Consider the following 12,802-nt stretch of genomic DNA (forward strand, 5'->3'; position numbering starts at 1 on the left):
ATATAGTCCCTTCCACAAATCGTGGAGGGGATTTTTTGTAGGCATGGCAGGCGTTAGAAAACTTGTGCCGTCTTTGTCTTTATGAAATATAGGGCGCGGTTCGGCATAGCCAAGTTTGAAAAACTTTGTTTTTCGTTTGTTTCTGCGCTCACCTTTCACTATCTTTGTGCTTGTAATGTACATTAAATAAAAGGCGTATGGGAATTTTCAGCTTTTTTTCAAAAGAAAAAAAAGAGACACTTGATAAAGGACTGGAAAAGACGAAAGAGAGTTTTTTCGGGAAACTGACCCGGGCGGTAGCCGGAAAGTCGAAAGTGGACGATGATGTACTGGATCGTCTGGAGGAGGTTTTGGTAACGTCGGATGTAGGAGTAGATACAACGTTAAACATTATCGACCGGATTGAAAAACGTGTGGCCCGGGATAAATATGTAACGGTAAATGAGCTGAATGATATATTAAGGGATGAGATAGCGTCTCTGCTCACTGAAAACAATACGGCAGATACCGAGGGTTTCGTTTTACCCGAAGGGAAAAAACCGTATGTGATTATGGTTGTGGGTGTGAACGGGGTCGGTAAGACCACTACCATAGGCAAGTTGGCCTACCAGTTTAAGAAAGCCGGAAAAAAAGTGTATCTCGGAGCGTCGGATACATTCCGTGCGGCTGCAGTGGAGCAGCTAGAAATATGGTCTGAGCGAGTCGGTGTTCCTATTGTGAAACAGCAAATGGGAAGTGACCCGGCATCTGTGGCCTTCGATACGTTGAGTTCTGCGACGGCGAATGGTGCGGATGTCGTCTTGATTGATACGGCCGGACGTTTGCATAACAAAAAGGGGTTGATGGACGAATTATCCAAAATAAAACGTGTCATGCAGAAAGTGGTGCCGGATGCCCCTCACGATGTCATGTTGGTGCTTGACGGGAGTACGGGGCAGAACGCCTTTGAACAAGCCAAGCAATTCACGTTAGCTACGGAAGTGACCAGCATGGCTATCACAAAGCTCGACGGAACAGCAAAGGGTGGAGTCGTTATCGGTATTTCCGACCAGTTTAAGATTCCGGTACGTTATATCGGTTTGGGAGAAGGTGTCGAGGATTTACAGCCTTTTAACCGGAAAGAGTTTGTAAAGTCTCTTTTTGGGAATGAGTAAGGAAGGATTTTGATTGGTTCATTAAAAAAGAATATTGTTTTGCGAAAGAATACGATTGATGTCATAACGTTGGGGTGTTCAAAGAATCTGGTCGATTCGGAAAAATTGATGCGTCAGTTGGAAGCCAACGGGTATAAAGTAACGCATGATGCAGACCGTCCCCAGGGGGAAATCGCTGTGATTAATACTTGTGGATTTATCGGAGATGCCAAGGAGGAAAGCATCAATATGATATTGGAATTTTGCCAGGCTAAGGAAGAGGGGCGTTTGAAGAAACTATTTGTCATGGGGTGCCTCTCGGAGCGGTATCTGAAAGAATTAGGTGAAGAAATTCCACAGGTCGATAAGTTTTATGGTAAGTTCGATTGGAATGAATTGTTGGCCGATTTGGGAAAGGCATATCATCAGGAGTTGAGTTTGGAACGTGAGTTGACTACCCCTTCCCATTATGCTTATCTGAAAATTTCAGAAGGATGCGACCGTAGGTGCTCCTATTGTGCCATACCTATTATCACGGGGAAGCACGTGTCGCGTCCGATAGAGGATATTTTGGAGGAAGTACGGATGTTGGTGTCACGTGGCGTGAAGGAATTTCAGGTCATTGCCCAGGAGTTGACCTACTATGGTTTGGACCTTTATCATCGTCAGGTGTTGCCGGAACTTATAGAACGGATGGCTGATATTCCAGGTGTGGAGTGGATTAGGCTCCATTATGCTTATCCCGCGAATTTTCCAGTAGATTTATTCCGGGTGATGCGTGAGAAAAAGAATGTTTGCAAATACATGGACATCGCTTTACAGCATATTAGTGACAATATGTTACAGAGGATGCATCGACATGTGACCCGTAAGGAAACCTATGATTTGATAGAACGTTTCAGGGAGGAAGTACCGGGGATTCATTTGCGTACGACCTTGATGGTAGGGCATCCTGGGGAAACGGAAGAAGATTTCAATGAGTTGTTGGATTTCGTCCGCAAGGTTAAATTCGACCGTATGGGAGCTTTTTCTTATTCGGAGGAAGAAGGGACTTATTCGGCAGAGCATTATGAAGATGAGATTCCTTTTGAGGTCAAGCAGGCCCGGTTGGATAAATTGATGGCTTTGCAGCAGGAGGTTTCGGCGGATTTGGCAACTCGGAAAATAGGAAAGGTTTTCAAGGTGATTATAGACCGTAGCGAAGGAGAATATTATATAGGACGTACGGAGTTTGATTCGCCTGAGGTGGATCCGGAAGTCCTGATTCCTGCATGCGAAGGGACTTTGTCTTTCGGAGCGTTTTATGAGGTGAAGATTACAGACGCTGATGACTTTGATTTGTATGGTACTCGAATGTTTTAAGGAGCTGTATATGTATGAATAATAAGGAGTTTATAGCGGAATTATCCCGTCGTTTAGGTTATACGGTGAAGGACACGTCTTCATTGATGGTTGCCTTGGTTGCTGAAATGACGGAAGAATTGGAGGATGAAAACGTCATAGCCATTCAGAATATAGGCTCGTTTGAGGTGAGGAAAAAACAAGAACGGGTGGTCGTGAATCCCGCTACCCAGCAACGCATGTTGGTGCCCCCCAAATTAGTCATTAATTTCAAACCTAGCACTTCTTTTAAAGAGAGGATGCAATAAACGTCGGTCGTAATGGATAAAAAGGTTTTGATACAAGATTTAGCTGACGGGTTAGTGTTGCGGAGAGGGCTGCCTAAAAAGGATGCCGATGTTTTTGTGCGTTCGGTTTTTGAAATTATAGGAGAATATCTGCAAACGGATAAGATTGTTAAAGTAAAGGGGCTTGGAACCTTTAAATTAGTGACAGTGGATAGCCGGGAGAGTGTGGATGTGAACACCGGCGAGAGAATCGTAATCAAAGAATATACGAAGGTTAATTTTACACCGGATCCCGTTCTGCGAGACGCTGTCAATAAGCCTTTTGCACAGTTTGAAACTGTGGTTTTGTATGAAGGTACGGATATTGCCGATATGGAGCGGATGGATATTCCGGACTTATCTGAAGATAATGAAGCGGAAAATGTATATGATGCGAATGGAGGGCCGGATGAAGCAGATGAAGTGGCGTTGTCCGAATCAGAAGATGTCCTTTCGGTTGGAGAGAAGGATATGCAGGCGAAAGGGCGTCATGGTATAGATGAAGTCTCAATAGAAACAGCGGCTATAGACGAAACCGGAGCGGTAGAGATTCAAGATGGTGAAAATGAAAATACTGATACTGAAACTACCGTGAATTCTATAGAGGAATATTCCGATGTAGTGGAAGAGGTTGGGAATAAGACTGAGATTGTCTCCGAAAATGTAGATGAGAAATCAGATACGTCGGTTGATGATGAGACGGAGGATGAAAGAGTTTCTTCTTTGCTGCGGCAAAACACGGAGGACGAAATAAAGGCAGAATCGATTTCAGCCGTTCAGGAGGGAGTGTTACCGGAAGGAAAGGAAGAAGGGGCGCACAATAAGAATAATACCAATGCTGATGTTCACCATGTGGAAAAGGTGCATGTGGCAACTCAACAAATAGAGGTGCAGAAAGTCGAACATCAAACTGTGGAGAATCAGCATATTGTTCAAATGGCACCCGAACATCATGGTCGTAGACGAGTCTATTTGACGCCTTGGATGATGTTTTTTGTAGTCCTACTGGTATTATTATTGATGGCTATCAGTTATTATATCGGTTATCATCATCTTTTTTCTGGAAATCAAACAAAAGTCGTGAAGCAGCCGGTTGTAGTGCATCCTGTTCCTTTTAAACAAGATACGGTTCAGATTTCGAAAGAGCAAGATTCTTTGGGGGGGGATACCGATTCTATACGGCAAGTACAAGTGCCGGAAGGTATGCCGGAAAAAACAAATAAGGTGGAAGTACAACCGAAAGATACGCGAAAAATATCCGTAGAGTACCCTCAGGTGAAAAACGGGGCGTATGAAATTATAGGTACACAAGAAGAACACCGTATGAGGGGCGGAGAGACTTTGCGAGGTTTGGCATTGAGGTATTACGGCTCGAAAGATTTTACAGTTTATCTGGTGGCATATAATAAAATCGCTAATCCAGACCTCGTGCCTGAGGGCATGTTGCTGAAAATACCTAAGTTAAGATTAAAACGCCGTTAACTGCCATGAAAAGTTTCTTAAATAGATATTTGGGAAACTTTTTTTAATAATATAATATTGTCAGTGCGTACTAAAAAGCTTAATTTTGGGTCACGAAAAACGAGAGTATAATTTAAAACAAATAAAACAGATATGGCTGAAGCGATAGATATTCGCGAGTTGAATGAGCGAATAGAGAAACAAAGTGCTTTTGTAACGAATTTAATAACCGGTATGGATCAGGTGATTGTAGGGCAGAAGCATTTGGTGGAATCACTTTTAATAGGATTGTTGAGTGACGGGCATGTATTGTTGGAAGGTGTGCCCGGTTTAGCGAAGACGTTGGCCATAAAGACATTGGCATCGTTGATAGATGGAAAATTCAGTCGAGTCCAGTTTACTCCGGACTTGCTTCCTGCCGATGTAATAGGCACGATGATGTATAGCCAAAAAGACGAGACGTTCATTGCCCAACGTGGTCCTATTTTTGCCAATTTCGTGTTGGCAGATGAAATTAACCGTGCTCCGGCCAAGGTGCAGAGTGCTCTGTTGGAAGCGATGCAGGAGCGTCAGGTTACCATCAGTAAAGAAACATATAAATTACCGGAGCCTTTTTTGGTATTGGCCACGCAGAATCCGATAGAGCAGGAAGGAACTTATCCTTTACCGGAAGCCCAAGTGGACCGTTTTATGTTGAAGGTGATAATTGATTATCCAAAATTGGAAGAGGAAAAGAAAATTATCCGTCAGCAAATCAAAGGGGAAAGGGCCGTCGTGCGTCCTATTTTGTCCACTGATGAAATCATCGAAGCACGTAATGTAGTCAGGGAAGTGTATTTGGACGAGAAGATAGAGCAATATATTGCCGACATTGTTTTTGCTACGCGTTATCCTGAGCAATATGGTTTGAAAGACTTGAAAAATTATATGGAATTCGGCGGTTCCCCGCGTGCTTCTATTAATTTGGCTTTGGCTGCCCGTGCCTATGCTTTTATTAAACGTCGGGGATATGTGATACCAGAAGATGTACGCGCTATTGCCCATGATGTTTTGCGTCACCGTATCGGGCTTTCATACGAGGCGGAAGCCAATAATGTCAGCAGCGAAGAAATCATCAGTCAGATATTGAATAAGGTAGAAGTACCCTAATCATCGTTGTGAATGGATACAAGTGAGATTTTAAAGCGAGTCCGTCAAATCGAAATTAAAACGAGAGGACTGTCCAACAATATTTTTGCCGGTGAATATCATTCGGCCTTCAAAGGGCGTGGTATGGCTTTCTCTGAAGTGAGAGAATACCAGTACGGAGACGATATTCGCGACATAGATTGGAATGTGACAGCACGTTTTAACCGGCCTTTCGTCAAAGTGTTCGAGGAGGAACGTGAGCTGACGGTCATGCTTGTGATTGATGTTTCGGGCAGTTTGAGTTTCGGAACTGTTTCTCAGACCAAGCGAGAGATGGTGGCGGAGATAGCTGCGACGTTGGCTTTTTCCGCCATACAAAACAACGATAAAATCGGAGTGATTTTTTTTTCGGACAGGATAGAAAAGTTCATTCCTCCAAAGAAGGGACGCAAGCACATTTTGCGCATCATACGAGAACTGTTGGATTTTACTCCTCAAAGCAAGTCTACGGATATCGGTCAGGCGATAGAGTATCTTACTCAGGCCATTAAGCGGCGTTGTACGGCATTCTTGTTGAGCGATTTCATAGATAGAAAAGACTATCGTACGGCTTTAACCGTTGCTAACCGGAAGCATGATGTGGTGGCCATTCAGGTTTTCGACCGCCGGATGGCAGACTTACCGGATGTCGGATTGATGAAGGTTTGCGATGCGGAAACCGGACATGAACAATATATCGATACGTCTAGTCGCAAGGTGCGGAAAGCCCATCATGACTGGTGGAAGAACAGGCAGAATTTGTTGCAGGATACGTTTACGAAGAGCAATGTGGATTCGGTTTCTATTCGTACGGATCAAGATTATGTGTCTTCGTTGATGACTTTATTTGCCAAACGAAATTAAAGATGAAAAGTTACCATAATAAAAAGAGAATACCCCTTCGGCAGTGGTTGCTTTTGCCGTTTTTCCTGATGTCAAGCCTTGTAGAGGCCCAGGTGACGGTGGATGTCAGGATTGATTCATTGGAGCTTTGGGTGGGGGAGCAGACTCGTATAACTTTGGATGTCAGTACGGATACTAAGTCCAAGCTGATAATGCCCCAGTTGAAAGCCGGAGATATGCTGACTCCAGGAGTGGAGGTGGTAGAAGTTGCCAAGGCAGACACACAGCAATTAAACGAAGGAGCCCGTCGTTTGGTTTCCCAAAGCTATATCGTGACTTCTTTTGATTCGGCTTTGTATTATTTGCCCCCCTTCGTGGTGAAAGTAGATGGAAAAAAATACCAATCGAAGAGCTTGGCATTGAGAGTGTTGTCTATACCTGTCGATACGGTTCATGTCGACCGGTTTTATGGCCCTAAAGAAATTATGGCCGTACCTTTTTCATGGACGGATTGGTCTTTGATATTCGCTTTGTCCGTACTTTTGCTTGTATGGGTTCTCGGCTTGGCTTATTTTTATATACGTTATCGAGATAATAAGCCTATCATCAAGATAATCAAATTGGCTCCCAAGGTTTTGCCGCATACGAAGGCCATGGAGGAAATTGACCAAATCAAGGCAGAGAAAGTTTGGGCGAAAGAAGATTCTAAGGAATATTATACCCGGCTGACCGCTATTCTGCGTACTTATATTGAGAAGCGTTATGGTTTCAATGCCATGGAGATGACCTCGACCGAGATTATCGACCGATTGCTGAAAGAGCAAACTTCTGAAAGTTTGGACGAATTGCGCATGCTGTTCCAGACTGCCGATTTGGTCAAATTTGCCAAATATAATACATTGATTAATGAGAACGATGCAAATCTGGTGAATGCCATTGAATTTATCAACCAGACAAAGGTAGAAGCAGATGAAAATGACGTAGCGGAGACGGATAAAGTAACGATTGAACAGAAACGTACCCGCCGGACATTGGTAAGTATGCGTTTGGCATTGATATTGCTTACGGTGGCCGTATTAGCTTTGTTGGCTTGGATTCTTTGGATGGTGTATGACTTGGTCGTTTAAAAATTATAAGTGATTATGACGTTTGCGAATATTGAATATTTTTTTCTCTTGCTTCTGCTAATTCCTTATATATTATGGTATGTGCTGAAGAACAAGAAGAAAGAACCTACGTTGTTGGTGTCGGATACGACGGCATACCGTTATGCGCCTAAGAGTTATAAGAACCATCTGATTCATGCGCCTTTCATACTGCGTTTGTTTACGTTTGTGATGGTTGTTATCATACTGGCTCGTCCCCAGACTAGTAACAGTTGGAAAAACACTCAGGTTGAGGGTATAGACATCATGTTGGCAGTCGACGTTTCGACCAGTATGTTGGCCGAAGACCTGAAGCCGAACCGTTTGGAGGCAGCCAAACAGGTGGCTTCCGAATTTATAGCGGGCAGGCCGAATGACAATATCGGTCTGACTATTTTTGCGGCCGAGGCGTTTACCCAATGTCCGATGACCACGGATCACGCCGTATTGCTGAACCTCTTTCATGGCATCAAGACTGATATGGCTCAGCGAGGCATGATTCAAGACGGAACAGCCGTAGGAATGGGAATCGCCAATGCCGTTTCCCGCTTGAAAGACAGTAAGGCCAAAAGCAAGGTGATTATCTTGTTGACGGACGGAACGAATAATGCCGGAGATATTTCGCCGTTGACTGCGGCTGAGATTGCCAAGAGTTTCGGAATACGGGTGTACACGATTGGTGTGGGTACCAATGGTTTAGCACCTTATCCCATGCCGGTAGCAGGCGGTGTACAATATCTGAATGTGCCGGTAGAAATCGATACCAAGACTTTGGCAGCCATAGCCGGGAAGACAGATGGTGAGTTTTATCGGGCTACGGATAATAAGAAGTTGGAGGACGTGTATAAGGATATTGATAAGTTAGAGAAAACGAAGCTGAATGTCAAACAATACAGCAAGCGTTATGAAGCATACGCCTTATTTGCCTGGTTGGCAGCTGCTGCGCTTTTACTTGAAATCCTGTTACGTATGACCATATTGAAGAAAATACCTTAATTCATTCTGATTATGTTTCGTTTTGAAGAACCATTATATTTGTACTTGCTTCTGCTGATACCCTTATTGGCAGGTCTGCATTATGCCACAAACTATTACCGCAAGAAGCGTCTGCTTCGTTATGGCGATATCGAACTCCTGAATGGCTTGATGCCGGATGTTTCGGCAGTCCGGCGTGAGGTAAAGACGTGGCTGATGCTTGCGGCTTTGGCGTTGTTGATTTTCACTTTGGCCCGTCCGCAGTTCGGGACGAAAATGGATACCCGTAAGCGTCAGGGAATAGAGGCCATTATAGCCATGGACATATCCAATTCGATGATGGCCGAAGACGTGACGCCGAGCCGTTTGGAAAAATCCAAAATGTTGGTAAGCAATATTGTGGATAAAATGACGGATGATAAGATTGGATTGATCGTGTATGCCGGAGAGGCCTATACCCAGTTGCCTATAACAAGTGATTACGTGTCGGCCAAGATGTTTCTGGAAACGATAAATCCATCCATGATTACCACGCAAGGAACGGATATCAAGCAGGCTATTGATTTGGCCATGAAAAGTTTCACGCCCAATCAGGACGTGAGCAAGGCTATTTTTGTGATTACCGATGGAGAGGACAATGAAGGAGGGGTTGTGGAGATGGCCAAGGCTGCGGCAGAGAAGGGTATAAAAGTCTATGTTTTGGGGGTAGGTTCTCCGCAAGGCGCACCCATACCCATGCCCGGAAGTTCGCAGTACATCACGGACAATACGGGGAATGTGGTGGTTTCCAAGTTGAACGAGGCGATGTGCCGGGAAATTGCGGCTGCCGGCCAAGGAGCCTATATTTATGTGGATAACAGTTCATCCGCGCAGGAACAATTATCGGGCTATGTGGATAAGTTGGCTAAGAAGGAGATGGAAAGTGCGGTCTATTCGGAATACGATGAGCAGTTCCAAGCCGTAGCTTTGTTGGTTTTGCTTGTACTCGTTCTGGATGTGTTGATTGTGGAACGCAAGAATCCGTTGTTTAAGAATATAAAATTGTTTCGTAAATAAGGAAGAAAGACATGTTACGTGGGATATATAAATATGGATTGGCTTTGTGCTTGTGTCTGACGGTGTCTCTTTTATGGGCGCAGAAGAAAACGGACCGCGACTATTTGAGGAGCGGAAACCGGTTGTATCGCGACAGTATGTACACAAAAGCCGAGGTGGACTACCGTAAAGCCATTGAAGCCAACAGTCGTTTCCCTCAGGCATATTTCAATTTGGGAAATGCGCTGTTGAGACAGCAAAAGCCTAAGGAAGCCATGCAGGCATACGAACAGGCCGTGAAAGTAGAGACGAACAAGGGACGGTTGGCTTCCATATATCATAACATGGGAGTGATTCTGCAAAGCCAGAAGCAGTTCGGACCTGCCATCGAGTGCTATAAGAACGCCTTGCGACGGAATCCTGCGGACAACGAAAGCCGTTACAATTTGGTGTTATGCCAACATCAGTTGAAAAACAATCCGCAGCAGGACCAGCAAAACGACAATAAAGAGAATAAGAACGGAAAGGACAAGAACAAAGAAGAAGACAAAAATAGTAGTAAAAAGGACAAACAGGAGAATAAAGACAAAAAAGAAGACCAACAGAAGCAGCAGCAAAAGCAGGCACAGCAGAATGAAGAGAACATGTCGAAGGAGAATGCCGAGCAACTGTTGAATGCAGCCATGCAAGATGAGAAAGATACACAGGAGCGCATCAGGAAGGCAATGGCCAAACCGCGACAGAGAAAATTGGAAAAACAATGGTAATGACTAAACAATAAAAGAAATAGGAATGAAGAAATATATCGCATTACTTTGGTTATGTTGTCTGACGGTTGGGATACGGGCGGCCGTACAGATAAAGGCCGCAGCACCAGATGTGGTGGAGGAAGGTGAGCAGTTTAGGTTGAGTTTCACCGTGAACACACAGGATGTCAGCAATTTCCATTTGCCTACTCTGAAAGGGTTTAGTGTGGACATGGGACCGAGCCGTTCCTCACAGTCCAGTTTCCAAATGATTAATGGAAAGACTTCGCAAAGCAGTTCGGTGACTTATACTTATATATTAAGTGCATTGAAGGCCGGTACTTATACTATCCCGGCCGCTACGGCCACTGTAAACGGAAAGCAATACCGTTCTAATACCGTGAGCATAGAGGTTGTTCCCGGCAGTGGCGGGGGAGCACAGTCTCGCCAACAAGGGAGTGGACAGCATGGAAGGATGCAGATGCAAGATGCCGGGGCTAAGATTACCGGAAAAGACCTCTTCATTACGGTTACAGCCGATAAGCAGCGCTTGTATGAACAAGAGGCGGTAGTGTTGACTTATAAAGTCTACTCCTTGGTCAACTTGTCGCAGTTGGCTGGTGGTATGCCGGATTTGGAGGGCTTTCATACACAAGAAATAGAGTTACCTCAACAGAAGAGCCTGAAAATGGAAGAGCACAACGGGCGAAGGTACGGTACGGTGGTGTGGCGGCAATATGTGCTTTTTCCCCAACGTAGCGGAAAAATGACGATTCCTTCCATCAAGTTTGAGGGGATAGTGGTGCAGCAAAACCGTAATATTGACCCGATTGATGCGTTTTTCAATGGGGGAAGTACCATGGTCGAGGTGAAGAAAACCATTGTGGCTCCTTCTTTGACCTTACAGGTAGATCCTTTGCCTTCACCACGGCCTGCTAATTTCTCCGGTGCGGTGGGAAAATTCAATATCAGTGCCTCCCTTACTCCAAGTGAATTGAAGACGAATGATGCTTTGACGTTAAGGGTCACGGTTTCCGGGAGTGGCAACATGAAGCTGATGAAAACTCCTGTGGTGAAATTCCCGAAAGATTTCGAGACGTATGATGCCAAGATTACAGACCAGACCAAAGTAGGTCGTGGAGGGGTTTCCGGTAATAAAATATTTGATTATTTGGCTGTGCCCCGCCATCCGGGGAAGTATACGGTCCCACCTGTGGAATTCTGTTATTTTGATACGGACGCGAAGGCTTACAAGACCGTGAAAACGGAAAGTTTTGACCTAAGCGTGGCGAAAGGCAAAGGTGGAAGCAGCGGAGGGAACTATACGAACAAGGAGGATGTGGAGTTGTTGGCTTCAGATATCCGGTACATCCATCGGGGGGAGGTGCGTTTGCAACAAAAGGGCGAGTCTTATTTTGCGACGGCAGCCTATTGGTGGAGTTATGCCATTCCTTTGTTGGCATTCATTGTTCTTGTGGTGGTCTTCCGCAAACAAGCCATGGAGAATGCCAATGTGGCCAAAATGCGCAACAAGAAAGCGAACAAGGCGGCAGCCAAGCGTCTGAAACAGGCGGCGGCATTGCTGAAAGCCAACAAGCCGGCCGAGTTTTATGATGAAGTCTTAAAGGCATTGTGGGGTTATGTGGGAGACAAACTGAACCTTCCGGCTGCGGAGCTGAACAAAGAGAATGTCAGCGAAAAGTTGCAGGCCAAGGGAGCGGACACCTCCATCGTGCAGCAATTGGTTGAGACGATGAACGACTGTGAATTTGCCCGTTATGCACCGGGTGACCCGTCGCAAACGATGGATAAGATATATGCAGCGGCTACGGAGGCCATTAACAAGATGGAAAGTTCTATTAAACGTAAGTAAAGGATGAAGCTGATGAGAAAGTTGATTTTGATATGCGTAGGTGTGATGTGCATGTTTTCGCTTCACGCCCAAGACAAGGTGCAGGCTGACAGTGCGTACGCTGCGGAAAAGTACAAAGAAGCCATACCTATATACACAGCTTTGCTGAAGAAAGGGGAGCATGCGGACATATATTATAATTTAGGAAACTGCTATTATAAGACAGACCGTCTGGCCCTTGCCATTTTGAATTATGAGCGTGCTGCTTTGTTGGATCCCGGAAATTCGGATGTCCGTTTCAATCTGGAGTTGGCCCGTTCAAAAACGATAGATAAAATCACGCCCGAAAGCGAGATGTTCTTTGTGACATGGTATAAGAACGTCATTGACATGATGAGTATGGACGGATGGGCGCGTACGGGGATTGTGGCTTTTGTGCTAGCCTGCGTGCTGATTCTGGTGTTTTTCTTAGGCAATAAGGTCGTGTGGAAGAAATTGGGTTTCTTTGGTGCTTTGGTCATGTTGGCGGTCGTCGTGATGGCCAATGTGTTTGCCTGGACGCAACATCAGGAACTGAATGTTCGTAGCGGGGCCGTGGTGATGAGTAGTTCGGTAGTCGTGAAGAGTACCCCGAACGAATCGGGTACAGATCTCTTTGTACTGCATGAAGGTACGCGTGTGGAAATCATAGACGATTCAATGAAAGAATGGAAAGAAATACGGTTGGCAGACGGTAAGGTAGGTTGGATGCCGGCAGAAGCAATGGAGGTGATTTGAT

The 12,802-nt window shown here is 45.0% G+C and carries 12 protein-coding genes; all 12 read left to right on the forward strand.

Features of this window, described 5'->3' with window-relative positions; all coding sequences use genetic code 11:
* Window positions 1-197: 197 nt before the first annotated feature.
* The 12 genes from ftsY to AC5RDV_RS02040 all read left to right on the forward strand — a co-directional run bounded on the left by ftsY (window position 198) and on the right by AC5RDV_RS02040 (window position 12,801).
* On the forward strand, window positions 198-1,154 hold the full coding sequence (ftsY, locus tag AC5RDV_RS01985; protein ID WP_008624022.1) for a signal recognition particle-docking protein FtsY: 957 nt from the start codon (window positions 198-200) through the stop codon (window positions 1,152-1,154).
* 39 nt (window positions 1,155-1,193) lie between these two features.
* Window positions 1,194-2,495, forward strand: a complete 1,302-nt coding sequence (rimO, locus tag AC5RDV_RS01990) for a 30S ribosomal protein S12 methylthiotransferase RimO (RefSeq protein WP_050795476.1) — start codon at window positions 1,194-1,196, stop codon at window positions 2,493-2,495.
* Window positions 2,496-2,509: 14 nt separating this feature from the next.
* Entirely contained in the window at window positions 2,510-2,782 is a 273-nt protein-coding gene (locus AC5RDV_RS01995) for an HU family DNA-binding protein (RefSeq protein ID WP_008624018.1), read from the forward strand.
* Between the two features lie 12 nt (window positions 2,783-2,794).
* Window positions 2,795-4,282 carry an HU family DNA-binding protein gene (locus tag AC5RDV_RS02000; RefSeq protein WP_008624015.1) on the forward strand — a complete coding sequence of 496 codons (1,488 nt, stop codon included), beginning with the start codon at window positions 2,795-2,797 and terminating at the stop codon, window positions 4,280-4,282.
* 132 nt (window positions 4,283-4,414) lie between these two features.
* Complete coding sequence (locus AC5RDV_RS02005) at window positions 4,415-5,410, forward strand: AAA family ATPase (protein ID WP_008624013.1); 996 nt, start codon at window positions 4,415-4,417, stop codon at window positions 5,408-5,410.
* A gap of 12 nt (window positions 5,411-5,422) precedes the next feature.
* Window positions 5,423-6,292: a DUF58 domain-containing protein gene (locus AC5RDV_RS02010; protein WP_008621651.1), complete on the forward strand. Its 870-nt coding sequence runs from the start codon at window positions 5,423-5,425 to the stop codon at window positions 6,290-6,292.
* 2 nt (window positions 6,293-6,294) lie between these two features.
* The gene (locus tag AC5RDV_RS02015; RefSeq protein WP_282747673.1) at window positions 6,295-7,398 is read left to right on the forward strand and encodes a BatD family protein; all 1,104 of its coding nucleotides are present in this window, start codon (window positions 6,295-6,297) and stop codon (window positions 7,396-7,398) included.
* Window positions 7,399-7,413: 15 nt separating this feature from the next.
* Entirely contained in the window at window positions 7,414-8,412 is a 999-nt protein-coding gene (locus AC5RDV_RS02020; RefSeq protein WP_008624009.1) for a vWA domain-containing protein, read from the forward strand.
* Between the two features lie 12 nt (window positions 8,413-8,424).
* Window positions 8,425-9,447, forward strand: a complete 1,023-nt coding sequence (locus tag AC5RDV_RS02025) for a VWA domain-containing protein (protein WP_282747674.1) — start codon at window positions 8,425-8,427, stop codon at window positions 9,445-9,447.
* 11 nt (window positions 9,448-9,458) lie between these two features.
* The gene (locus tag AC5RDV_RS02030; RefSeq protein WP_008624007.1) at window positions 9,459-10,193 is read left to right on the forward strand and encodes a tetratricopeptide repeat protein; all 735 of its coding nucleotides are present in this window, start codon (window positions 9,459-9,461) and stop codon (window positions 10,191-10,193) included.
* A gap of 25 nt (window positions 10,194-10,218) precedes the next feature.
* Window positions 10,219-12,045 (forward strand): BatD family protein, encoded by a 1,827-nt coding sequence (locus tag AC5RDV_RS02035; protein WP_130892782.1) that lies wholly within the window; start codon window positions 10,219-10,221, stop codon window positions 12,043-12,045.
* A 3-nt stretch (window positions 12,046-12,048) separates the two neighbouring features.
* On the forward strand, window positions 12,049-12,801 hold the full coding sequence (locus AC5RDV_RS02040; RefSeq protein WP_008624005.1) for a tetratricopeptide repeat protein: 753 nt from the start codon (window positions 12,049-12,051) through the stop codon (window positions 12,799-12,801).
* The last annotated feature ends 1 nt before the right edge of the window (window position 12,802 follow it).

Source organism: Paraprevotella sp., assembly GCF_986071375.1.

What these genes read in the sequence shown, in the direction of transcription:
- ftsY (WP_008624022.1), top strand. Translation starts at nt 198, where the DNA reads ATGGGAATTTTCAGCTTTTTTTCAAAAGAAAAAAAAGAGACACTTGAT.
- AC5RDV_RS01995 (WP_008624018.1), top strand. Translation starts at nt 2,510, where the DNA reads ATGAATAATAAGGAGTTTATAGCGGAATTATCCCGTCGTTTAGGTTAT.
- AC5RDV_RS02000 (WP_008624015.1), top strand. Translation starts at nt 2,795, where the DNA reads ATGGATAAAAAGGTTTTGATACAAGATTTAGCTGACGGGTTAGTGTTG.
- AC5RDV_RS02005 (WP_008624013.1), top strand. Translation starts at nt 4,415, where the DNA reads ATGGCTGAAGCGATAGATATTCGCGAGTTGAATGAGCGAATAGAGAAA.
- AC5RDV_RS02010 (WP_008621651.1), top strand. Translation starts at nt 5,423, where the DNA reads ATGGATACAAGTGAGATTTTAAAGCGAGTCCGTCAAATCGAAATTAAA.
- AC5RDV_RS02015 (WP_282747673.1), top strand. Translation starts at nt 6,295, where the DNA reads ATGAAAAGTTACCATAATAAAAAGAGAATACCCCTTCGGCAGTGGTTG.
- AC5RDV_RS02020 (WP_008624009.1), top strand. Translation starts at nt 7,414, where the DNA reads ATGACGTTTGCGAATATTGAATATTTTTTTCTCTTGCTTCTGCTAATT.
- AC5RDV_RS02025 (WP_282747674.1), top strand. Translation starts at nt 8,425, where the DNA reads ATGTTTCGTTTTGAAGAACCATTATATTTGTACTTGCTTCTGCTGATA.
- AC5RDV_RS02030 (WP_008624007.1), top strand. Translation starts at nt 9,459, where the DNA reads ATGTTACGTGGGATATATAAATATGGATTGGCTTTGTGCTTGTGTCTG.
- AC5RDV_RS02035 (WP_130892782.1), top strand. Translation starts at nt 10,219, where the DNA reads ATGAAGAAATATATCGCATTACTTTGGTTATGTTGTCTGACGGTTGGG.
- AC5RDV_RS02040 (WP_008624005.1), top strand. Translation starts at nt 12,049, where the DNA reads ATGAAGCTGATGAGAAAGTTGATTTTGATATGCGTAGGTGTGATGTGC.